The 21,292-nt window shown below is 40.1% G+C and carries 23 protein-coding genes; 11 read left to right on the plus strand and 12 right to left on the minus strand.

What is annotated here, in order from left to right:
* Positions 1 to 334: 334 nt before the first annotated feature.
* Positions 335 to 1,246: a hypothetical protein gene (locus tag CWB78_RS01715; protein ID WP_138594010.1), complete on the minus strand. Its 912-nt coding sequence runs from the start codon at positions 1,244 to 1,246 to the stop codon at positions 335 to 337.
* Between the two features lie 174 nt (positions 1,247 to 1,420).
* Positions 1,421 to 2,608: a dipeptidase gene (locus CWB78_RS01720; protein ID WP_055012759.1), complete on the minus strand. Its 1,188-nt coding sequence runs from the start codon at positions 2,606 to 2,608 to the stop codon at positions 1,421 to 1,423.
* A 193-nt stretch (positions 2,609 to 2,801) separates the two neighbouring features.
* Here CWB78_RS01720 and CWB78_RS01725 point away from each other — a divergent pair, with 193 nt between their 5' ends.
* Genes CWB78_RS01725 through CWB78_RS01735 form a run of 3 tightly spaced genes read left to right on the plus strand, consistent with a single transcriptional unit; the run spans position 2,802 to position 5,279 of the window.
* Positions 2,802 to 3,443: a hypothetical protein gene (locus tag CWB78_RS01725; protein WP_010392316.1), complete on the plus strand. Its 642-nt coding sequence runs from the start codon at positions 2,802 to 2,804 to the stop codon at positions 3,441 to 3,443.
* A gap of 56 nt (positions 3,444 to 3,499) precedes the next feature.
* On the plus strand, positions 3,500 to 4,558 hold the full coding sequence (locus CWB78_RS01730; protein ID WP_055012758.1) for a sensor histidine kinase: 1,059 nt from the start codon (positions 3,500 to 3,502) through the stop codon (positions 4,556 to 4,558).
* Positions 4,548 to 5,279 carry a LytR/AlgR family response regulator transcription factor gene (locus CWB78_RS01735; protein WP_055012757.1) on the plus strand — a complete coding sequence of 244 codons (732 nt, stop codon included), beginning with the start codon at positions 4,548 to 4,550 and terminating at the stop codon, positions 5,277 to 5,279. The genes CWB78_RS01730 and CWB78_RS01735 overlap by 11 nt, the downstream gene beginning before the upstream one ends.
* Here CWB78_RS01735 and CWB78_RS01740 read toward each other — a convergent pair whose 3' ends face one another.
* The 3 genes from CWB78_RS01740 to CWB78_RS18760 all read right to left on the minus strand — a co-directional run bounded on the left by CWB78_RS01740 (position 5,280) and on the right by CWB78_RS18760 (position 6,775).
* Positions 5,280 to 5,528, minus strand: coding sequence for a YheU family protein (locus CWB78_RS01740; RefSeq protein WP_010392322.1), 249 nt, complete (start codon positions 5,526 to 5,528; stop codon positions 5,280 to 5,282).
* A gap of 2 nt (positions 5,529 to 5,530) precedes the next feature.
* Complete coding sequence (locus CWB78_RS01745) at positions 5,531 to 6,517, minus strand: hydrolase (RefSeq protein WP_138594011.1); 987 nt, start codon at positions 6,515 to 6,517, stop codon at positions 5,531 to 5,533.
* 111 nt (positions 6,518 to 6,628) lie between these two features.
* A complete protein-coding gene (locus CWB78_RS18760; RefSeq protein WP_008114223.1) occupies positions 6,629 to 6,775 on the minus strand; it encodes a hypothetical protein in 147 nt (48 codons plus the stop codon).
* 522 nt (positions 6,776 to 7,297) lie between these two features.
* Here CWB78_RS18760 and CWB78_RS18940 point away from each other — a divergent pair.
* Both CWB78_RS18940 and CWB78_RS01755 read left to right on the plus strand, forming a co-directional pair.
* Entirely contained in the window at positions 7,298 to 7,606 is a 309-nt protein-coding gene (locus CWB78_RS18940) for a hypothetical protein (RefSeq protein ID WP_249930373.1), read from the plus strand.
* Positions 7,599 to 7,820 carry a helix-turn-helix transcriptional regulator gene (locus CWB78_RS01755; protein WP_010392331.1) on the plus strand — a complete coding sequence of 74 codons (222 nt, stop codon included), beginning with the start codon at positions 7,599 to 7,601 and terminating at the stop codon, positions 7,818 to 7,820. Before CWB78_RS18940 ends, CWB78_RS01755 begins: the two co-directional genes overlap by 8 nt.
* Before the next feature lie 97 nt (positions 7,821 to 7,917).
* On the opposite strand, the gene CWB78_RS01760 is transcribed toward CWB78_RS01755, so the two are convergent.
* Both CWB78_RS01760 and CWB78_RS01765 read right to left on the minus strand, forming a co-directional pair.
* Positions 7,918 to 8,334 (minus strand): TIGR02444 family protein, encoded by a 417-nt coding sequence (locus CWB78_RS01760; RefSeq protein WP_138594012.1) that lies wholly within the window; start codon positions 8,332 to 8,334, stop codon positions 7,918 to 7,920.
* Entirely contained in the window at positions 8,321 to 10,240 is a 1,920-nt protein-coding gene (locus CWB78_RS01765; protein WP_055012754.1) for an ATP-binding cassette domain-containing protein, read from the minus strand. Before CWB78_RS01765 ends, CWB78_RS01760 begins: the two co-directional genes overlap by 14 nt.
* A gap of 132 nt (positions 10,241 to 10,372) precedes the next feature.
* On the opposite strand from CWB78_RS01765, the gene CWB78_RS01770 reads away from it, so the two are divergent.
* Positions 10,373 to 10,576, plus strand: a complete 204-nt coding sequence (locus CWB78_RS01770) for a YheV family putative zinc ribbon protein (protein ID WP_008114218.1) — start codon at positions 10,373 to 10,375, stop codon at positions 10,574 to 10,576.
* A 17-nt stretch (positions 10,577 to 10,593) separates the two neighbouring features.
* Here CWB78_RS01770 and CWB78_RS01775 read toward each other — a convergent pair whose 3' ends face one another.
* Positions 10,594 to 10,809: a SlyX family protein gene (locus CWB78_RS01775; protein ID WP_010392339.1), complete on the minus strand. Its 216-nt coding sequence runs from the start codon at positions 10,807 to 10,809 to the stop codon at positions 10,594 to 10,596.
* Positions 10,796 to 11,794, minus strand: a complete 999-nt coding sequence (locus CWB78_RS01780) for a WD40 repeat domain-containing protein (RefSeq protein WP_054202811.1) — start codon at positions 11,792 to 11,794, stop codon at positions 10,796 to 10,798. The genes CWB78_RS01775 and CWB78_RS01780 overlap by 14 nt, the downstream gene beginning before the upstream one ends.
* 195 nt (positions 11,795 to 11,989) lie before the next feature.
* On the opposite strand from CWB78_RS01780, the gene fkpA reads away from it, so the two are divergent.
* Complete coding sequence (gene fkpA / locus CWB78_RS01785) at positions 11,990 to 12,742, plus strand: FKBP-type peptidyl-prolyl cis-trans isomerase (RefSeq protein ID WP_021033142.1); 753 nt, start codon at positions 11,990 to 11,992, stop codon at positions 12,740 to 12,742.
* A 60-nt stretch (positions 12,743 to 12,802) separates the two neighbouring features.
* Here fkpA and CWB78_RS01790 read toward each other — a convergent pair whose 3' ends face one another.
* Entirely contained in the window at positions 12,803 to 13,273 is a 471-nt protein-coding gene (locus CWB78_RS01790) for an Rsd/AlgQ family anti-sigma factor (RefSeq protein ID WP_075170817.1), read from the minus strand.
* 504 nt (positions 13,274 to 13,777) lie between these two features.
* On the opposite strand from CWB78_RS01790, the gene hemE reads away from it, so the two are divergent.
* A complete protein-coding gene (gene hemE, locus CWB78_RS01795; RefSeq protein WP_008114207.1) occupies positions 13,778 to 14,842 on the plus strand; it encodes a uroporphyrinogen decarboxylase in 1,065 nt (354 codons plus the stop codon).
* 69 nt (positions 14,843 to 14,911) lie between these two features.
* Here hemE and sthA read toward each other — a convergent pair whose 3' ends face one another.
* Both sthA and CWB78_RS01805 read right to left on the minus strand, forming a co-directional pair.
* Complete coding sequence (gene sthA, locus CWB78_RS01800) at positions 14,912 to 16,342, minus strand: Si-specific NAD(P)(+) transhydrogenase (RefSeq protein WP_041709585.1); 1,431 nt, start codon at positions 16,340 to 16,342, stop codon at positions 14,912 to 14,914.
* Positions 16,343 to 16,355: 13 nt separating this feature from the next.
* Positions 16,356 to 17,489 carry an acyl-CoA desaturase gene (locus CWB78_RS01805; RefSeq protein ID WP_054202812.1) on the minus strand — a complete coding sequence of 378 codons (1,134 nt, stop codon included), beginning with the start codon at positions 17,487 to 17,489 and terminating at the stop codon, positions 16,356 to 16,358.
* 130 nt (positions 17,490 to 17,619) lie between these two features.
* Between CWB78_RS01805 and fabR the strand changes: the two genes are divergently transcribed.
* The 3 genes from fabR to leuB all read left to right on the plus strand — a co-directional run bounded on the left by fabR (position 17,620) and on the right by leuB (position 21,260).
* A complete protein-coding gene (fabR, locus tag CWB78_RS01810) occupies positions 17,620 to 18,237 on the plus strand; it encodes an HTH-type transcriptional repressor FabR (RefSeq protein WP_008114202.1) in 618 nt (205 codons plus the stop codon).
* Between the two features lie 396 nt (positions 18,238 to 18,633).
* A complete protein-coding gene (gene leuA / locus CWB78_RS01815) occupies positions 18,634 to 20,187 on the plus strand; it encodes a 2-isopropylmalate synthase (protein WP_138594013.1) in 1,554 nt (517 codons plus the stop codon).
* Positions 20,184 to 21,260, plus strand: a complete 1,077-nt coding sequence (gene leuB / locus CWB78_RS01820) for a 3-isopropylmalate dehydrogenase (protein ID WP_138594014.1) — start codon at positions 20,184 to 20,186, stop codon at positions 21,258 to 21,260. The genes leuA and leuB overlap by 4 nt, the downstream gene beginning before the upstream one ends.
* The last annotated feature ends 32 nt before the right edge of the window (positions 21,261 to 21,292 follow it).

Here is a 21,292-nt window from a genome sequence, read left to right on the forward strand (position 1 = left end):
GCATTAAGCATTAAAAAAAACCCGAGCTTAGCCTCGGGTTTTTTAATGTCTGCAATAAAATACAGGTTTCAGGTGCAAGGTTTAAGGTAAAGCAGCTCGATGTTAATTTTAACATTGTCACTTGAGTTGAGTTTTATCGAACTTAGAGGATAGAGCATGAAGGTGGCTCTCTTACCTTAGGCATCGGTGCTTTGTAGCAATTATCGTTGAGTCATCAACTGTTGTAATGCATTAAGCATTAAAAAAACCCGAGCTTAGCCTCGGGTTTTTTAATGTCTGAAGTAAAAGTATTAATGTTATCGCTGCAACAGAGTAGTAGCATGAACTTAATCAGTTAGTAACCAGCATTCTTACGTAACTCATCAAGCATATCTTGGTTACCCATCATTTCGTCAAGCGTTGCCCTGACTGCATTGTCAGAGCTGTTGTTATAAACTGATAGTAGATGCTGCGCCATTTGCTTCGTATAACCATCTTGTTTATTTTGAGCTTGGTAGTATTGCGCCATCAACCCTTGTGCAGCTAAGCGACGGATATAATCATTCGAGTCTTGCTCTAACAAGTTTGTAAATTGATCTGCAAGGCGGTAATCAAGTACCGGTGTTTGAGTTGATAACTCAATAGCTTGAATTTTAAATTTTTCATCACTACTGTTGTTCGCTAAATTTAAAATGTTACCTACTACTTCATAGTCATACTCAGGCATAGTAGATTTATTTAGAATATACATATTCATTTGCAGTTGGCTCAGTGCAGCTAACCTATTTAAATCAGAGATGCTTGGATCTAAGGTTTGCTCTCTTAATTGAGAGTTTATTTGTTTTGCATAATCAGGTTCTGATTTGATCCTTAAATCATAGTCTTCTGGTAAGTCTGCATAAAAGCTATAAAGAGGATTTTGCTCACGTCGTTTTTCATCTTCTTGCTGCTGTTTTTCCTCTAGTACGTCAAGAACAAGTTCCTTAAATTCGTCGGTATCTTGTTCTTGATAAGAGCCATTAGCGTGCAGTGTTAAGTTTGCTACTTTGCGTTGTAGCGAACTTACTTTCTTGCTTAGTTCGTCAATTAAGGCTTCATTTGATTGCTGATATTCTGCAGGAGTACTAATAGAAACTGTGGGGCTTAGCTGTTGCTGCTTGGGTTTATTAAGCGAACTGGGCTGATCTTTAAAAAATGTTCCGTAGCATGAAATTACCAAAGCAAGTGTTGCTATAGTAATCGCAATAGTTCCTTTGTTTATAGTCATAAAATAATCTGCCTCTAAAATGGGTAATTTATCTGTTTTCGAAATATAAGTCTGTTAAAAAATGTGTTAAATGAGGAAGAAATATACGGGTTAATTAAGAAGGGGGGGCGTGAGTGGTGAAATACGGTGTTTAAATTGGCTATAAGCGCTAGACCTAAGCCTAGCGCGTAAAGCTTAATGCGATTTTGCGTATTGCTCAGCTTGCTTCCACACTCTTAGTGTATTGCCGCTTAAAATCTTTTTAATATCGGTATCACTGTAACCTCTGTCCATCAAACCTTGAACTAGGTTAGGGTAGCTAGATACATCCTTTAAGCCGATAGGCAGTGAGTCACCTACACCGTCATAATCAGAGCCAATACCAACATGTTCGATACCAATTAGCTTCACAACGTGATCAATATGATCAAGAACTTGCTCAAGGCTAGCAAATGGAAATGGATTTTTAGCGCGGTACATCGCATCAAAATCTTTAGCTACTTTTTTGCCTTCTTCAGTAATTGTTTGTTTTTTACTTTTGAATTGATCGTACCAACTTCCGGCTTTTGAAGTAACAAAACTTGAACCAAAGTTAATTTGAATCACACCACCGTTCTTTTTAAGGGCTAACAGCATGTCGTCATTCATATTACGCTCAAAACCCGGCGTGTATTTACGTAGTGAAGAGTGTGACGCAATAACGGGTGTGTTAGACAATTCCATTACTTGATAAAATGCATCGTCCGAAATATGCGATACATCAATCAGCATGCCGATGTTATTCATCTCTTTTACTAGCTCTTTACCGAATGGGCTTAAGCCTTTCCACTTGCGACGAATATCGTATGATGAGTCAGAAATATGATTGCTTTGCGAGTGAGCTAGGGTGATGTAACGCACGCCACGATCAAAAAAGTGTTGTAGGTTTTTCATTTCGCCCTCGATAGGCGATCCGTTTTCCATACCCATGGCAATCGACATTTTACCTTGCGCAAATTGTGCTTCTATATCGCTTGTTGAGCTGGCAATGGCAAACTTATCTGGAGCACGAAACGCAATCGCTTCCATACCATCAATCAATTGATTCGCTAATTGAAAGCTTTTTCCTTTGCCTTCAAACTCTAAATGAGCAGGAATATAAATCGACATAAATGGCGCGTTTAAACCGCCTTTTACTGCACGAGGGTAATCAAAATCGCCGCCCTCAGTGGCTTTAGTTACATCCGCCCATTTATCATGAATACGGTAAGGTACATCAATGTGGGTGTCGATTAAAATGGTATCGTGAGCAAGCTTAATTGCTTTATCTGAAGGGGGGGCCGTCGTTGCTTGTGCTCCAGCAACGGTTAGTGCAATGGCGCTAAGTGCTAAACGTAATTTCATGTTCTTACCTATTTTATTATAATAATGCTAATGATTGTAACAACAATTGATTCGTCCTGCCTACTATCCGTTTATCCTCTTTTTTAGCCATTAATCACTTATTACCCTTCGGTATCAAGTGTAATCGTTATAGTCCTAGTCAACAAAGACTCAGTATGCGTCTAAGGCGTACTGCAATTTAAGGGACATAACTATGCAAATTACTATAAAAAATCAGCCAGGCAAACTATCTTTTAAACCAATTTTAGCAACATTATTATTGGTTTTTTCATCAATCAGTTACGCAGATGAAATAGATGAAACCGATTCAGTGCTTCAATTCCATGAGGGTTTTTCTGTTGACTTTCAAACAGCCAAAATTAAAGACGTGTTTGATGGGAAAGGTGTTGGTATTAATTACCAAGCTTCATTAGGCAAACTTTCAAAAGATCAGCTCAATGGTAAGGTTGATCTTTATGGGCGCTTACAGCATCAAATAAATAAGGATGGTGATAAAGCTAATTTAACTCAAACCGAAATCACTCTAGGGGTTAATTGGGCATATTCAGACAAAGCACATTTTTATATTGAAAGTGCATTAATGAAGCAGCAACTCGATATTAATAATCACGTAGGTTCTCAAACATTTGATATAACTCGTGTGGGTGGCAAATATAATTTTTATAAGGATTTTGTGCTGAATACAGCACTAGAGCATCGCGATGCGTTAAAAAGTGAGACTGGTTATAAGTTCGCACTGGAAACAACGAAAGCCAAATATGCCTTATTTAGCGCGGGTTACCTAAGTGTTGGCAATAATCAATCACTGTTTTTTACTGTGGTATCAAAATTTTGAGTAGTAACTTAATCGGTCTTGGGTACAATGCTCTGTATTATCAAAGGAGTGTACCCATGCGAAGTTATTGGTATTGCCAGTTGTTGGTTTTTACTTGTATTGTGCTTATAAACTATAGCTTAGGAGTTGCGATATTAAATACAGCATCAGAGCACCATGCTAATTTGCTTTTAAGAACTGTCTCACATGCATCTGTATTTGTGTTATTGACCCATTTTATCCTTTACACCTTAGGTAACCGGTTGTGTGGTAAGTTAAAAATAGCACGACTCAATATTTTTTTGCTAAGTGTGTTATCTATTCCGTTAGCATTAATACAGACTCTGAATGTAGGTTATTTTACGCCTTTCATTTTACCTGAGAGCGCTTCGAGTATGAGCATACAAATGTATGGAGAAGCAACGGTAGATTTAAATGAGCAACAGTTTACCGGAGTGTTCTCAAGCTTTTTTAATGCGTTAGTAATGAGTTTAATATGGAGTGGTTGTTACTTAGCGGTAGTATCGCGAAGAGAAAAAAAACTTATTATGAGTCAGCTGAAAGAGCAGCAACTTGAAAACCTTAAAAGCCAAATCAATCCTCATTTTTTATTCAATACCTTAAACTCAATTCGTGGCATGATTTACCAAGATCAAGATAAAGCCGCTGATATTGTTACCCAGCTTTCTGAGCTATTTAGATATAACCTCACCACAGATTTACAAACCCACGTCAATTTTGAGCAAGAGTGGACGGTATGCGAACATTATTTGGCGATTGAAAAAGTACGGTTTGGTAAACGGCTTTTAGTCACAATGCAGTGTGATGACGCGTTAAAAAAAGTCGTATTACCGAGTATGGCTTTATTAACTTTAATCGAAAACGCGACAAAGCACGGCATTGCCCATTTAGTAGAGGGTGGAGAAATAAAAGTAGATGTAGTAAGAACAGGGGAAACAGTCACGATTACAGTGAATAACCCTTTTGATGAAACGAAACTTAAGTCCGGCACCAAATTGGGGTTACAGAATATTCAATCAAGACTTGAGCTGATGTTTGCACAACATGGTAAGTTGCTCATTAAAAAACAGAGCGGACAGTTTAATGCAACTTTGGAGGTGCCCTATGCAACATAATAAGCCGACCATAACAGCATTAATAGTCGATGATGAGCTACTTGCTCGAAATGAGTTAGCTCGGTTATTAAAGCCTTATAAGCACATAGATATAATTGATGAGGCTGAAAATATTAGCCATGCTTATGAATTAATAAAAAAGCATAAGCCTGATGTTGTTTTTCTTGATATTGAAATGCCGGGCGGCACAGGTATTGAACTTGCGGAGCAGCTAGCAGGTGAGACTAATATAATATTTTGCACAGCGTATAACGAGTTTGCTGTAGATGCCTTTAGCCTTAATGCCGTTGATTATTTACTAAAGCCTATTGTAAAAGAGCGTTTAGAAGGCACCTTAGAAAAGTTGGAAGGGCAACTGACACAGCGGCCTATTAGTTACTTAGAAGATAACTTTAAATTGATGGTTAAATTTTCTGAGAACATGAAAATTATCCAATTGGCAGACATTTTAAGGTTTGAAAGTATTGGTAATCATGCAGCGATTTATACTGCTTTCGGGAAGGCCTATATTCATAGCTCTTTAACTAAAATTGAAGCTCGCTTAAATCCAGATTACTTTTTACGAGCAAGCCGCAGTGACATAATACGACTAGACGCGATAATGGAACTTGAAGAAACTATAAATTATGGGCTTTTGGCAAAGCTCCGTAATGGTGCACAAGTTGAAATATCTCGTCGTCAAGCAAGTAAGTTAAAGCAACAATTAAGCTTTAATCTATAGCTATTGTTGCAAATGTTGCTCTTCACTTTGCATAGCTTTGAATTCGTTTTTCGAGATAATGGTGACCGACTCGTGCAGTTCAGAGAAAAACACCATGGCTTCACCGCTTTTTAATTGCTGATTCACTTGCGCCACTTTGCTTTCAATACTGAATTCTTGTTCGCCATAATCTGTGCCTTCGCGCAGTACATAGCTTTCAATTAGGTTGTACAGTGTGTCTTTATCAAGTTGTTCAAAAGGAATAATCATAGTCACTCATTATCGGTGTTATTAAATACACATTGCTTAAAATAGTCAGGTACTACTTGCTCTAGCCAATACACGGGCTTAAGTGGATTGTTACCGCTAATAAAGCCAACGTGGCCGCCTTTTTCAGAGATACGCAGCGTAACATGCTCACTTACATCCTGACTACTTGGAACCGCTTTAATCGACAGCATAGGGTCGTCTTTGGCATGAATAATTAGTGTAGGTGTCGCAATATCTTTTAAATATGGCATCGCACTGGCTTTTTTGTAGTAATCGTGTGCATTCTCAAAGCCATGCAACGGTGCTGTAAGCTGGTTATCGAACTCTAATAAATCGTCAATTTCCATTAATTGATCAGTGGTGATCGGTATCTGCTGTTTAATTTGCGGTAATTTACGTTGCATCGACTTTTTCATTCGATCGAGCAAATATTTTTGATAAATTTTACCTAAGCTTTTACGAATAACATCACTAGATGATGATAAATCATAGGGCGCAGATATCACGGCAGCTGCGTTAAGCGGGCAGTTAATGTTTTCTTCGCCTAAATACTTAGCCAGTACATTACCACCCAATGAAAAACCCACCGCTACAATAGGGCGATTTGGAAACTGTTGTTTTAAATGATTTATAAAAAAAGCTAAATCGGCGGTGTCGCCACTATGGTAGGCTCTTGGTAAGCGGTTTACTTCGGTTGAGCAGTTTCTAAAGTGCATCAATACGACAGCAAAGCCTTGCTTTTTTAATGCCTTCATCATGCCTTTGGCATAAAAACTGTTGATATTGCCTTCAAGTCCATGAAGTACCACTGCGAGTGGTGCTTTTTCGTTATGCGGGAGTGACCAAGCAAGCTCAATAAAGTCTCCGTCGGGCGTATCAAGTTGCGCAAGTTCGTAGCGAGTATGATGAAAAGGGCGGAAAAAACGCGGTATTATGGTTTGAACGTGTCGGTTGGTCATCCACCATGCGGGTTTGAACTTAGGGATCATGTCTGTACTACGCACTTTGCAATTAACGAAGCGCTAGTGTAGCAAATTTTTTATATTTAAAAATAAAAAGCGCCTAATCAGTAAACTAATAAGGCGCTTTGTGCGTCGTGCTTAATGCTGTTCTTTAATATCTGCATCGTGTACTTTTTTCATGAAAAAATACACAAAGAAGAGGCATAAACTAATAACGACGCCTAAAAATCCAAATGATAAAAATAGTACTGGGTCGCTAAAAAAATCTCTAAAGAATACGTCCATAATTGCCTCCTGATGTCTATGGGGTAATCATAGGCTGGCTCAGTGGTACTTGATATGATCCAGATCAAGCTATTTTACAGATTATAAAATGGGCAATGCAGATGTTGATTTTGATCAATAAAGTTAAGTCGATTTTGCACTTTTTAGTAAATTATCTGCGATTTTTTAATCACTTTTATAATAAAGATGGTCAGCAAAGTTCAGCTTTGAATAACCGTTGCTTTGTTTTAGGTTAAATAAAGCAAACCTGGTGTTAAATATATTTGACATGGCTAAAAAGTGAACTTATAGTTTAAAAGTCAAAAATATTTTACTTGGAGTTAGCTTTATATGACTCGTTCAGAGCACTTTAAAGAACTTTTACAAAGCATAAGTTTTAGAGAACTGACGCTGAGTATCGATTTACTAGTAAGCGTGTACATATCTTACTTTTATGTAAACAGCCTAATGAATGCGAGTACGCAGTAGCTTAGTTCTGTTTCTTGGTTATCTGGCTTATTGCTACAGGTGTTAATTTATTCTGTGATACTTATAGTATTGAGCTATTTATTACTTACATTTATCAGTGATAATGAATTAAATCAGCCACCTGATGTGAGAGAAAAGCAAATAAATTTAGTGGGTTATAAATACAAGGCCATAATCTTACAGGCGGGAATTTGTGTTGCTATTTTTCAATATCAAATTGAAGCTAATAACTGGGGCCCAGCTATCGAATATAATATTCCATATTTACCAATGCATATCATGGTAGGCGCTTTTTTGATTGCCGAAATAGTCAATTACATAGCGCAGCTTTATAAAGGCAGAACGGGTAATATCTATGAGTGAGTATGCAATAACTAACTCTATTCGAACATTACGCTTTTTACGCGATGAAATGACGCAAAAGCAGTTAGCAGATGCTATTGGCGTAACGCGGCAAACGGTAATGGCAATTGAGGCAAATAAATATTCACCCACTTTAGAGGTGGCTTTTAAAATTTCTTTAGTTTTTAACTTACCTTTAGAAGAGGTATTTCAATACAAAACTAAAGATATATAGCTTGGTGTATAAAAGTAAACCAAAGTAACCATGTATATAAGAGCTAATATTCATAATATAAATGGCTTTATGATCTGATGAAATTAATAGTGAAAAATTATGCCAAATATTTATCGCTGTTATTGGGCGTTGCACAAGGTGTTAAATTCATACTATTAACTTCATCAATCAATATTATCTGTTGCTGCTTTTCTAATTTTAGCTCGGCACCGAGAAGTGCTTTTCGAATTGCGGCGTAATCTGTAACCTCGGTTTTATTGGCTTTTAAGTAGGCACGTGTGGCTCGTAGAGGCTTCAATGCCAGCTTATCAAACTCAGTAATTGATTGTTCAAGCTTGTTTAGCTGTGTTTGGTTAATAGCTAGATTGAGAGAATCTAAGTAATACAGCAACAAGCATAGGTTGACGTTTTTACCTAGCTGGTTTTGATAATCCAACAGGCGCGTTTGCATGTCACCTTTGCTATAAAGGTTACATGCAAACTGCCAAAAATCGTTGCTTTTAAGCAAGTTCATCGGCGAATGCCTGCTCTTTTTGTTCCATTTCTTCAAGGGCCATAAGTAGCTCTTCTTCAACATCGTTAAGCTTAGGCGTAAGTGTGGCTTGTTTAGTAATTAACTCTTTAAGCTTGCCTTTATTTTCGTCGTTATAGAGAGTGTTATCGCCTAGCGCCTCTTCAACGTCAGCTAGTTCTGCAGCAAATTTATCTAATTGCTTTTCAAGTTTTTCAATTTGCTTTTTCAGCGGCTGAATCGCTTTTCTAAACTCGGCTTCTAAGCGCTTTTGCTCTTTACGGTTAACTTGTGAATGGGCTTTTGGCTCTTCGTCGGTGTCGTTTTTAGCAGCTTCTTTATTAGCATTAAGCAGCCACTGATAATATGCATCTAGGTCGTAGCCAAATTGGGTGACCTCGCCATTATCAACTAAATAAAATTCATCGGCGGTATTTTTAAGCATATGACGGTCATGCGATACCGTGACCATAGCGCCTTCAAAGCCTTGTAATGCCATAACTAAAGCGTGGCGCATTTCTAAATCAAGGTGGTTGGTTGGCTCATCGAGTAGTAGTAAATTTGGTTTTTGATAAACCAACATAGCCAGTACTAAACGGGCTTTTTCACCGCCAGAAAAGGGAGCCACAGGGTCGAGTGCTTTATCGCCTACAAAGGCAAAACCGCCTAAAAAGTCACGCAATGATTGTTCGCTGGCTTTAGGGTTTAAGCGTTGCAGGTGAGTGACGGCACTGGCTTTTAAATCTAGAGACTCCAGTTGATGCTGCGCAAAGTAGCCAATGTTTAAGCCTTGATGCTGAAACACTTCACCTGCTTGAGGTTGTAAGTCACCTGATAGTAATTTAATCAGTGTTGATTTACCTGCGCCATTTCTGCCAAGTAGTGCAATGCGGCTGCCTGGTACTAAGTTCAGCTTAATACTGTTTAAAATGGTGACATCGCCATAACCGGCTTTGGCTTTGTCGAGTGTCATTAACGGGTTAGGCAGAGCGGTTGGCTCGGCAAATTCAAAATCAAATGGCGAGTCAACGTGTGCTGGGGCAAGTTTTTCCATTCGCTCTAGCGCTTTAACACGGCTTTGTGCCTGTTTGGCTTTACTAGCTTTGGCTTTAAAGCGGGTAATGAACTGCTCAAGATGCGCTATTTGTTCTTGTTGTTTTTCAAACATGGCTTGCTGCTGCAATAGGCGCTCAGCTTTTTGGCGTTCAAACTGCGAGTAGTTACCTTTGTACACATTAATAAGTTGTTTATCTATATGCCAAATTTGATCAACCACAGCATCTAAAAACTCACGATCATGAGAAATAAGTACTAGCGTGCCGGTGTAGGCACGTAAAAAACGCTCGAGCCAATACACGGCATCTAAATCTAGGTGGTTTGTTGGCTCATCCAGTAATAGTAAGTCGGCATCGCGAATAAGCGCTTGGGCTAAGTTTAAGCGCATGCGCCAACCACCCGAAAATGCACTTACCGGGTTTTCTATTTGATTATTAGCAAAGCCTAAACCATGTAACAGCTCACCTGCTTTGGCTTCAATGCTATAGCCTTTAATATTTTCAAGCTGAATATGCACTTTAGCTTGAGTGTCGCCATCGTTATTTTGCTCGGCTTCACGCAACGCAATTCTTAGTGCGTAGTATTCAGGGTGGCCTTGCAGTACGTAATCTATGGCGCTTATTTCAAGGGCGGGGGTTTCTTGTTTTACTGAGGCCAGTGACCAATCCTTAGGAATACTGCAATTACCGCCATCTAACGAAAGCTCAGACTTTAATAAACTAAATAGCGTTGACTTACCACAGCCATTGGCACCAACAAGGCCTACTTTGTGCTCTGGAAATAATGTAGCCGATGCATTTTTTAATAAAGCTTTGCCACCGCGAAGCAGTTCTATTTCTGAGATTTGGATCATAAATACGTTACTTTACTGTGCCTTGATTGAATTGCCGCCATTATAACACGGATCTTATTAGCCATATCAATCGTATCAAGTAGGCAAATATTGCGATAAAATAACGTCAGTCAAAATGGTAGGAAAAGCGAAGTGAAACATAAAAAACGATTTATTGCTGGAGCAACGTGTCCTGAGTGTAAAACCATGGATATGTTAATGCTTTACAAAGAGCACGACGTAGAAAAAGTTGAATGTATGCAGTGTGGCCATAAAATGGCTCAACCAGAGCAGGCTGTGCAGGCATCAACACGCCAATTTGAACAGATCATTGGCGTGTTTAATCCAGGCGATTAGTGCCTTGTTAGTGCTGCTTAATAATGCGGCGGCGGTGGCTCTGGCATATTCGACATCATAGGCTGTGATGACTGCGACTCTTTAAGTTTTTCAGCCAGCAACTCGGTTTGGCGCTTTATTTTTGCCATCTGTTGCTGGTGAACTTTTATTTCATCATTTAAAATTTCAATCGTTTCGTCTTGAAAAGCCACTTTAGCCTCAAGCTCCATTAACCGATGTTCAATTGTGTTCATTTGGTTCTCGTATAATAAAGCGCTCAGCGATTCCGCTTGAGCTTTCAGTTAACAATGATTTACCGTTATCTGTAAATGTCACATCAAGTACCACTGCCGATTTTGGCTTACTGCCTTCTCTTGGGGTCACTTGCCATGTTTGAATTTTTTCACCACTGTTTAGCTGCCATAAATCCACTCGTTTGTTGGGTGAACCGGTTGCTAATAAAGTACCTTGGTCGTTAAAGCGCACCGCAGTAAAAATTTTCTGACGCGCAATATACTTTAGTTTACTAACAAGGTCACCTGTAGTCAGCTTCCATACATTTGCTTGTGCCATACTGTCTGCGGTAAAAGCATAACGTCCTTGAGGATCTAAAGCGACTTGGGTTACTCGGGTTGGGTGATTAAAGCGATGGATAACTTGTCCACTTTGGGTATCCCATAAGTAGGCCACATAATCGTTTGAGCCGCTCAATGCATAGCGCCCATTAGGTGATAGGTCTACAGTGTTTACTTTATCTTGGTGGCCTAAAAATTCAATGCGTCTGCCAGTGTTAAGGTTTATAAATACCACAACGCCATCGCTGCGCCCGTAAATAACACTGTTGCCTTGGTTACTAATGGCAATATCGCGGATGCTGGCTTTTTGTATTTTGTAAAAGCCTTTATTTTTGCCTGAGGCTATATCCCAAACGGCAAAGGTGGTTTTTTCGGCGGTAACAGCCACGCTATTATCAAAAGCAATGGCTACGGCATAAACTAAGCTATCTTCAGCCTGTTGTTGAAACCATTGGTATTTAAGCGCTTGCTGTTGATTATCCCAAAGGGCGACCCCATGATTGATAGAAGACACTAAGCTGTATTGACCATCATGCGATAGTGCGGATGAGAAAGCACCTTGTGCTGTGTGCTCAAAACTAGCCACTGCTTGTTGTTTTTCATCACTACATGCAATTGTTAATAAACAGCAGGTAGCAACTAAAAAAGTACGAAATAACGACATATTACAGGTATTTCCTCTTAACTCTTCGTGACTGAGAGGTTAGACTAGGTTGCGAAAAACGCCTAGGTTGTTTGTCTAATCACTGGATATGTTTTTAGTTTAGCTATTAAACAAGCAGCCTACCATGTAGGCCGTTAATCTTTAACTAGTAATATTACAATAAATGACAACTGCAAAGTGTGTCGGAGATTTAAAATGAGAAAGACGATTAAATTGTCATTGATTGCAGCGTCAGTTTTAGCGCTTACAGCTTGTAATCAAGAAGCAAAAAAAGAGCAAGCAGACGTTAAGCTAGATACTGTAGCGCAACAACAAGCATACGGTATTGGTGCATCTGTAGGTAACTTTTTAAATAAAGACCTAGCAGATAAAAAAGAGATTGGTATCGAATTAGATCAAGCATTATTAATGCGTGGCTTTGAAGATGCACTTGCTGGTAATGCTAAAATTGACGAAGAGAAAATTCGTGAAGTATTAACAGCATTAGATGAGTCAGTGCGTACTAAACAAGAAGAAAAAGCAAAAGTAGAGTCTGAAAAAAGCAAAGTTGAGGGTGAAAAATACCTAACTGAGAATGCTAAAAAAGAAGGCGTAATGGTTACTGAGTCTGGTTTACAGTACGAAGTAATGAGCGAAGGCGAAGGCGCTAAGCCAGTAGCGACTGACGTAGTTAAAGTGCATTATAAAGGTACTCTTTTAGACGGTACTGAATTTGATAGCTCTTACTCACGCAACGAGCCAACAACTTTCCCACTAAACCGTGTTATTCCTGGTTGGACTGAAGGTTTACAACTTATGACTGTTGGTTCTAAGTACAAATTTACCATTCCTTCAGATCTTGCTTACGGTGATCGTGATTTAGGTAAAATTCCTGCTAATTCAACACTTATTTTTGAAGTTGAATTATTAGAAATTCAAAATGATGCAGAAGCTGCCGCTGCAGAATAAGTATTTATATAAAACAAAAAAGGGACCTTAGGTCCCTTTTTTATTGCACTGAATAACTAATTAGTCAGTGTGGTTAGAATATAAGTTATCAATTAACTCATCTTCGAGTGCAAAGCGCGCTTCGAGTGCTTCACCAATAATCGATAGGTCATTATCAAATCCGACTAACAAATCTTCTGCGTCTACTTCAGCGTACTTGTCATTGAAATCTAGAGCAATGTCAGTGGTATCTGAAATACGTGGGTATATAGTATTTGCTAGTTGTTGGCTTTCTAGGCCTTTCTTTTCGCAAGCTTTAGCAATATCGTCGTACACTTCAAAGTGGCCGGCCGATAGGTAATCCATTAAGATTTGGCAAAATGCTTGAATTTGTGATGGTTCAGGCAAAGATTGATCTTTTTTCTCGTAAGGTGAAAAGCCTGCAATTTTACAATAAAGCACAATCAGCTCTTGGCGTTCGTTTAACCAATTGTCGATGACCGTATGGCTACCCCCCCACTTTTGTTGAGCTTTTTCTACACGCTTCAGCATAATTCTTCTCCTAAGCTGGGTTGGATTTTTAATTGGTAATAAAGTTTCTATCATCCAAGATATATTTAATTGGCGTGTATATCAACAAGTAAAATAGATGTAGTACCACAGAGGGTTTTGTTTAAGGTATAAGTTGTAAGTAATTTATTTCAGGCAAGAAAAAACCACCTGTTACGGTGGTTTAATTTCTTTATTAGACTTGTTTAAACAAGCATTCTTATTTTTATTAGAGATTTTTATTATTTTTGTATTAACGATTTTTGTTATTGTTTTGTTAACGCGGGAGTAACAATACCAAGCTTTTTTAAATGTTGCAAATAGTTTAATGAAAAGTTTTTATTATTAACGTTTGTTAGGTTGTTTTATATACAAAACGAAATGAAAACTAAAAATTACTTGATCTGGCGCTACTCTGTGGCGATTTAATCGCTTAGCGATAGAGAGGGCGCAAATATGGTGGTACAATCTTGCACAATTTCTAAAAGCCCTAGGACTCTATACGCTATGAGCGAATTAAAAAACGACCGTTATTTACGTGCCCTTGCCAAGCAACCTGTTGATGTCACGCCAGTATGGATGATGCGTCAAGCTGGACGTTATTTACCTGAATACCGTGCTACACGTGCACAAGCGGGCGATTTTATGAGCCTGTGTAGAAATGCTGAGTTAGCCTGTGAAGTAACTTTACAGCCTCTGCGCCGTTACCCGTTAGATGCCGCTATTTTATTTAGTGATATTTTAACTATTCCCGATGCAATGGGATTAGGTTTGTACTTTGAAACAGGTGAAGGCCCTAAGTTTGAACGCCCAATCTCATCATTAGCCGATGTTAAAAAAATTCCAAAACTTGATCCTACCGATGAGCTTGGCTACGTAATGAATGCTGTAAGCACTATTCGTCGTGAGCTTAAAGGTGAAGTGCCATTAATTGGTTTCTCGGGTTCACCTTGGACACTTGCAACTTATATGGTTGAAGGCGGAAGCAGTAAGGTTTTTGGTAAAATCAAAAAAATGGCGTTTGCTGAGCCACAAACACTGCATTTATTGCTTGATAAGCTAGCTGATTCAGTGATTGATTACTTAAACGCGCAAGTTAAAGCGGGTGCACAATCGCTGATGATATTTGATTCGTGGGGCGGTGTATTGAGCCCGCGTGACTACAATGAGTTTTCACTGCAGTATATGCATAAAATCGTTGATGGTTTAATTCGCGAAAATGATGGCCGTAAAGTACCGGTTACTTTATTCACTAAAAATGGTGGCCAATGGATTGAGGCAATTGCAGCAACAGGTTGTGATGCAGTAGGCCTAGATTGGACTATTAATATTGGTGATGCCAAACGTCGTGTTGGCGATAAAGTGGCACTACAAGGCAATATGGATCCTTCAATGCTACACGGCACGCCAGATCGTATTCGCCAAGAAGTCGGCACTATTTTAGAAGACTTTGGCACTGGCAATGGTCATGTATTTAACTTAGGTCATGGTATTACACCTGATGTTGATCCAGAAAATGCGGGTGTATTTATTAACGCTGTGCATGAGCTAAGTGCACAATATCATAAGTAAGTTGTGAACTAGCAATAAAAAGCCCGCTAATTAGCGGGCTTTTTTGTGCAAACTATTTTACTTAAGTTTTTACTTAAACAAGCGGTTTAAGCCATTTAATGCCGCAACTCGATAAGCTTCTGCCATTGTTGGGTAGTTAAACGTTGTATTTACAAAGTAGTCGATGGTGTTGCCACCATTTTTTTGTTCCATTATAGCTTGGCCAATGTGAACAATTTCAGAGGCACGCTCGCCAAAGCAATGCACGCCAAGTACTTCTTTGGTTTCAGTGTGGAACAATATTTTTAAGCTACCCACATCGGTGCCTGCAATTTGTGCGCGTGCTAAGTGTTTAAATTGCGCACGTCCCACTTCGTACGGTACTTTTGCGGCAGTTAATTGCTGCTCTGTTTTACCAACAGAACTCATTTCAGGAATAGTATAAATACCGGCTGGAATATCAATAATCAGCTTTTCATCGCAGTTACCAGAAGCGATGGCATCTGCGGCAATCCGGCCTTGGTCAAAGGCTGCACTAGCAAGGCTTGGGTAGCCAATAACATCGCCTACTGCGTATACATTGTCTATTTCTGTTTGGTAGGTTTCGTTTACTTTTACTTGTCCGCGGCTATCTGCTTTTAAGCCAATCGCTTCTAAATTCAGTGTATCGGTATTACCAGTACGGCCATTGGCAAATAAAATGCAGTCAGCCTTTACACGTTTACCTGATTTTAAATGCATAACAACACAGTCATCGCGGGTTTCAATGCGATCAAATTCTTCGTTATGACGAATAACAATGCCACTATTCCAAAAGTGATAGCTAAGCGCATCAGATATTTCAGCATCCATAAACGCAAGTAGGCGATCGCGAGTATTTACTAAATCAACCTTTGCACCTAGCCCTTTAAAGATAGATGCGTATTCACAGCCAATTACACCCGCGCCGTATATAAGTACGCGATGCGGGTCGTGTTCAAGGCCTAAAATTGTGTCACTTTCATAAATACGCGAATGGGTAAAATCAACACCTGGTGGGCGATAAGGGCGTGAGCCGGTAGCAATAACAATAGTTTGTGCAGTTAGGCGTTCAGTTGAACCGTCATTACGTCTAATTTCAATAGTGTGCTTATCAACAAAGCTAGCATCGCCTTGAAACATATGAATGCGGTTACGATCGTAAAAGCTGCTGCGTAAGTTTGATTGCTTTGAAATTACCGAGCTGGCATGGCGTAAAATATCTGGAAAAGTAAGTCTTACTGGGCGCTCACCTACGTTAAACAAAGGGTTTGCTTTGTATTCGATATAGCGACTAACCGAATGGCGAAGTGCCTTTGAAGGAATGGTTCCCCAGTGAACACAACCACCACCAACAGCAGTTTGGCGTTCAATAACCGCTACTTTTTTGTTACTTTTAGAGAGGTTCATAGCGGTCCCTTCACCGCCAGGACCCGTGCCAATAATGATTGCATCATATTGGTAGCTCACGGGTACTTTTTTCTTTTCTGGTTGTTTGGCCACAGCCACTCCTATTTTAACTAAAAGAGGCTTTTAATAACCTCGCATTAAGTGCTAGCCATGCCTGTTTTTGTGTTTCCCAGGCGGCTTCAAGCTCGTGATATTGTGCCATTAATGCCGACTTTTCACACTGCTTTGCCATATTATTTTTTTTAGCTTCCAACACTTGTTTTTGTAATGAGCAATAATTTTGCAGCTTTTTAAGCAACAAATCGTACTCTTGTTGTAATAATGTAAGCTTATCTTGCGCTAAAGGCAATTTTGCAAGGCGACCTTGTGTTTTGCTCATTAAGGTTTCTGCTTTAGCTTTTTCAATGCGCTCAACCGGTGTACGCTTTAATTTACTCGCTAAACCAATGGCAGCGAGTGAGCGGATCATCCATTTTGTTGGGTCGTAATGAAACCATTTAATGCCATTACGGTAATCGCTGGCAAAAATATGATGGAAGTTATGATAACCCTCACCGTAGGTAAATAGTGCTAAAAAGCCATTGTCTCTCGCGGTATTTTTTTCAGTGTAAGGACGTGAACCCCAAATGTGTGCTACTGAGTTAATAAAAAAGGTAAAGTGCTGACTCAGCACTAAACGCAATAAGCCTGCTAACAGTAACATGCCCCATACATCACCAAGCATTAAGCCGAGTACTAGCGGTAAACCAACATTCATGGCAATTACCAATTTTAAGTAATGCTTGTGCTGCCACATAACAATTTTATTTCGCTGTAAATCACGACAGTTGCTGTAATCATCGTAGCTGTCGCCTTGGTAGTCGCGAAGCATCCAGCCAATGTGACTGTACCAAAAGCCATTAGTGGCGGCATAAGGGTCTTTAACTGGGTCATCAACTTGACCATGGTGAATTCGATGATCGCTACTCCAATGCAGCGCACTGTTTTGTAGCGCAAAGGCACCACCAAGGGCAAAAATAAATTCAACCACAGGGTGAGCGTTGTAAGTTTTGTGCGCCCATAAACGATGGTAGCCCGCGGTGATCGATAATCCTGCAAAAAACATGCAAGCTACAAAAGCAACCCACTGCGTGCCTGTAAAGCCATAGTTAAACCCATACCAAGGTACAAGTGTAATAGCAGCCAAAAACGTCAGGCTAAAGAAAAGGACGTTGGTCCATATAATCGGTGGTTTTTTCATGTTTCTCATTTCTCAGCGTACAACTGTACGCTAAAATAATATTTCAATCTGCTGCCGTCAAGTATTAGACTGTACTATTAGCTATTTTTTTAATTAAAAATTTATTACAAATTCACTCAGGGAGCTGTTGATGTCGGGTGTTAGAGCACAACAGAAACAAAAAACACGACAAGCATTAATTGAAGCTGCATTTAATCAACTTAGTGCTGATCATAGCTTTTCTAATTTAAGCTTGCGTGAAGTAGCACGCGAAGCTGGTATTGCGCCTACCTCTTTTTATCGTCACTTTAAAGATATGAACGAGTTGGGCTTAACCATGGTTGATGAAGCGGGTTTAACCCTGCGCCAGCTGATGCGCCAAGCACGCAGACGAATAGCCAGTGGTGGCAGTGTCATCAACACCTCTGTGGTTACTTTTATGGAGTTTATTGATAACTCAAGCAATCAGTTTAGACTTTTGCTGCGTGAACGCTCAGGTACCTCAAAAGCATTTAGAGCAGCAGTGGCACGTGAAGTGAAACACTTTATTTTAGAACTCGCACATTATTTAGAAAGTGAAACCCCCTGCGATGCTATTCATGCGTATATTCAGGCAGAAGCCATGGTTACTTTGGTATTTAATGCAGGCGCTGAAGCGCTCGATATTGAAGGTCAGCAACGCGATGAACTGATTGAGCGAGTTATATGGCAGTTACGTTATATTACGCGCGGCGCGTCAAATTACGTACGTGCTGAAAATAAAGAATAAATATTAAAAAAGTTAAAATAAGCGCTGTATTTTACAGCGCTTATTAATTTAAACCTGCTCTAGGTTTAAGTTGGATATTTTATTCTGCTATCCAATTTTGTTTGAATTTTAAATCCCCAGAAAGTCCCCTTTAATTATTTGTTTGGTATTTTTATGCTTGCGCCAACTGCGTTGCAATGATAAAAATAAGCTTCATTGGACACACACACAAGAAAACAGATGCAAACTATTCGCTTAATTACACTAAACCTAAACCTCTTACTGCTGTGGCAAGTGAGCGGGGATTAGTGTGTTTGCATTGAGCTAAACATTAAAAACCCCGCAACCGCGGGGTTTTTTTTATCTCGCTGCAGGGATAAATCGAAATTTGGGTAATACAGGAATTGAGGGGCAGTTATGCAACAGCAAGATAAAGTATGGATTTTTGATACCACCTTACGTGATGGTGAGCAGGCACTAAAAGCAAGCCTAACAGAAGACGATAAAGTTCAACTGGCGCATACCATTAGCCGCTTAAATGTGGATGTAATGGAAGTGGGGTTTCCGGTGTCGAGCCCAGCTGACTTTCGCTCAGTGCAACGTATTGCCACCGAGGTTAAAGGCCCTATTATTTGTGGCTTAGCTCGCTCGGTTGCCAAAGATATCGAGGCCTGTGGCGATGCGCTGCGCGCTGCACAGCAAAGCCGTATTCATACTTTTATTGCCACCAGCCCGCTTCATCTTGAACACAAGTTGCGTATGAGTCTTGATGATGCCACTGCAATGGCTGTTAAATCTATTAAATTAGCGCGTAACTATACCGATGATGTTGAGTTTTCGTGTGAAGATGCTGGGCGTACACCGCATTGGGATTTATGCAAAATTGTTGAGCAAGCAATTAATGCCGGTGCATCAACAATTAATTTGCCTGATACAGTCGGTTTTGTCACCCCAGATGAATACGCAGCAATGATCCGTCATTTAATGAATAACGTGCCAAATATAGATAAAGCGCGTTTAAGTGTACATTGCCACAACGATTTAGGTTTAGCCGTTGCCAACTCCGTGGCCGCAGTGCAAGCCGGTGCACGCCAAATTGAATGCACCATTAATGGTATAGGTGAGCGTGCGGGGAACTGTTCACTTGAAGAAGTGGCAATGATCATGAAAATGCGTAAAGACCACTTAAACGTATATACCGACATAAAAAGCGAAGAAATTTATCGCGCCTCTCGTCAAGTGGCCAAAATTTGTAATATGCCGGTACAGCCAAATAAAGCGATTGTTGGCGAAAATGCGTTTGCTCATAGCTCAGGTATTCATCAAGACGGTGTATTAAAAGCGCAAAACACTTATGAAATTATGTCACCAGAAAGTGTTGGCGTACCAAGTAATCAATTAAATATGACCTCACGTTCAGGCCGTCATGTTATAGAACACCGCTTAGAAGAATTAGGCTATCAAAAATCAGATTACGACATGGATAGCTTATACCAAAGTTTCGTTGCGCTGGCTGATCAAAAAGGCACAGTATACGACTACGACTTAGAGGCCATGATTTACTTTAATCAAATTAACGACAAAGACGAAAAGTACCAGTTAGAGTTTGTTAACTCTGCGTCTAATTCACAATCGGTGGCCAGCTCAACCATAGGCTTGCTGATTGATGGCGAAGCAAAACAAGAAGCCGCAACAGGTAATGGTCCAGTTGAAGCTTCGTTTGCTGCTATTGAGCGCTTAACAGGTATGAGTGTTGAAATGATTGAATACAATTTAGAGGCCACCGGCCAAGGCGCCAGCTCATTAGGGCAAGTGAATATTATTGCTAAATACGATGGTCATCCCTATCACGGTGCTGGTATTGCGGCCGATGTGGTCGAAGCCTCAGTACGGGCTATGGTTCGGGTTTATAACTTAATTTATCGAGCACAAAAAGTGTCTGATTTAAAACAACAAAGGAAAGCAGGATGAGTAAAACACATTACAGCGTTGCCGTATTAGCAGGCGACGGTATTGGCCCAGAAGTTATGGCAGCTGCAGAGCAAGTACTTGACGCAGTCAGTGATAAATTTGGTTTTACTCTGAACCGTGAGCACCACGCGATTGGCGGCGCAGCCATTGATGAATTTGGCAAAGCACTTCCTGATACCACTTTAAAAGCCTGTGAAAACGCCGATGCTATTTTATTTGGCTCCGTGGGTGGTCCTAAGTGGGAAAACCTACCAACGAATGAACAACCAGAGCGTGCCTCATTATTACCGCTACGCAAACATTTTGGTTTGTTTTGTAATTTGCGCCCAGCGCAGTTATTACCTGCATTAAACGCAGCATCACCACTTCGTGCTGATATTAGTGAAAAAGGCTTTGATATTTTGTGTGTGCGTGAGCTAACCGGCGGTATTTATTTTGGTGAAAAAGGTCGCAGTGGCGAAGGTGCTGAAGAAGCGGCATTTGACACCCAAACATACTCGCGTAAAGAAATTGAGCGTATTGCACGTTTTGCTTTTGAGGCCGCTAAATTGCGCAGCAATCATGTAACCTCGGTTGATAAAGCCAATGTTTTAGCATCAAGTGTACTTTGGCGTGAAGTAGTCACTGAAGTGAGTAAAGAGTTTCCTGAGGTGAGCTTAGATTATATTTATGTAGATAATGCAGCGATGCAGCTAGTTAAACAGCCTAGCCAGTTTGATGTATTACTGTGCGATAACTTATTTGGCGACATTTTATCGGACGAATGCGCGATGATCACTGGCTCAATGGGGCTATTACCTTCGGCTAGCTTAAATCAATCAGGCTTTGGCTTGTATGAACCCGCGGGTGGCTCAGCGCCCGATATCGCCGGAAAAGGGGTCGCTAACCCTATTGCACAAATTTTAAGTGCCGCATTAATGTTACGTTATTCATTAGGACAAGATGAAGCGGCTCGCACCATTGAAAAAGCAGTTGCAGAGGCGGTTGAAGCGGGTGTGGGGACGCCTGATATTTATCCGCAGGGCGGCTACACCACCACCGATGTTGCAGCGGCTATTGTTTCACGCATTTAACTATTAAAGCCACAGCACCGTTAGGCTGTGGC

The organism is Pseudoalteromonas sp. S1612, from assembly GCF_005887175.1.
Lineage (GTDB): Bacteria > Pseudomonadota > Gammaproteobacteria > Enterobacterales > Alteromonadaceae > Pseudoalteromonas > Pseudoalteromonas undina.

Excerpts from the sequence above, each read along its gene's own strand:
- CWB78_RS01760 (WP_138594012.1), bottom strand. The coding sequence starts at position 8,334 with ATGAACTTGCTTAAAAGCAACGATTTTTGGCAGTTTGCATGTAACCTT.
- CWB78_RS01725 (WP_010392316.1), top strand. The coding sequence starts at position 2,802 with ATGCAAATTACTATAAAAAATCAGCCAGGCAAACTATCTTTTAAACCA.
- fabR (WP_008114202.1), top strand. The coding sequence starts at position 17,620 with ATGTCGGGTGTTAGAGCACAACAGAAACAAAAAACACGACAAGCATTA.
- CWB78_RS01745 (WP_138594011.1), bottom strand. The coding sequence starts at position 6,517 with ATGATCCCTAAGTTCAAACCCGCATGGTGGATGACCAACCGACACGTT.
- CWB78_RS01805 (WP_054202812.1), bottom strand. The coding sequence starts at position 17,489 with ATGAAAAAACCACCGATTATATGGACCAACGTCCTTTTCTTTAGCCTG.
- CWB78_RS01720 (WP_055012759.1), bottom strand. The coding sequence starts at position 2,608 with ATGAAATTACGTTTAGCACTTAGCGCCATTGCACTAACCGTTGCTGGA.
- CWB78_RS18760 (WP_008114223.1), bottom strand. The coding sequence starts at position 6,775 with ATGGACGTATTCTTTAGAGATTTTTTTAGCGACCCAGTACTATTTTTA.
- leuA (WP_138594013.1), top strand. The coding sequence starts at position 18,634 with ATGCAACAGCAAGATAAAGTATGGATTTTTGATACCACCTTACGTGAT.
- CWB78_RS01765 (WP_055012754.1), bottom strand. The coding sequence starts at position 10,240 with ATGATCCAAATCTCAGAAATAGAACTGCTTCGCGGTGGCAAAGCTTTA.
- CWB78_RS01740 (WP_010392322.1), bottom strand. The coding sequence starts at position 5,528 with ATGATTATTCCTTTTGAACAACTTGATAAAGACACACTGTACAACCTA.
- leuB (WP_138594014.1), top strand. The coding sequence starts at position 20,184 with ATGAGTAAAACACATTACAGCGTTGCCGTATTAGCAGGCGACGGTATT.
- CWB78_RS01755 (WP_010392331.1), top strand. The coding sequence starts at position 7,599 with ATGAGTGAGTATGCAATAACTAACTCTATTCGAACATTACGCTTTTTA.
- CWB78_RS01735 (WP_055012757.1), top strand. The coding sequence starts at position 4,548 with ATGCAACATAATAAGCCGACCATAACAGCATTAATAGTCGATGATGAG.
- CWB78_RS01715 (WP_138594010.1), bottom strand. The coding sequence starts at position 1,246 with ATGACTATAAACAAAGGAACTATTGCGATTACTATAGCAACACTTGCT.
- CWB78_RS01775 (WP_010392339.1), bottom strand. The coding sequence starts at position 10,809 with ATGAACACAATTGAACATCGGTTAATGGAGCTTGAGGCTAAAGTGGCT.
- fkpA (WP_021033142.1), top strand. The coding sequence starts at position 11,990 with ATGAGAAAGACGATTAAATTGTCATTGATTGCAGCGTCAGTTTTAGCG.
- CWB78_RS01780 (WP_054202811.1), bottom strand. The coding sequence starts at position 11,794 with ATGTCGTTATTTCGTACTTTTTTAGTTGCTACCTGCTGTTTATTAACA.
- hemE (WP_008114207.1), top strand. The coding sequence starts at position 13,778 with ATGAGCGAATTAAAAAACGACCGTTATTTACGTGCCCTTGCCAAGCAA.
- CWB78_RS01730 (WP_055012758.1), top strand. The coding sequence starts at position 3,500 with ATGCGAAGTTATTGGTATTGCCAGTTGTTGGTTTTTACTTGTATTGTG.
- CWB78_RS01790 (WP_075170817.1), bottom strand. The coding sequence starts at position 13,273 with ATGCTGAAGCGTGTAGAAAAAGCTCAACAAAAGTGGGGGGGTAGCCAT.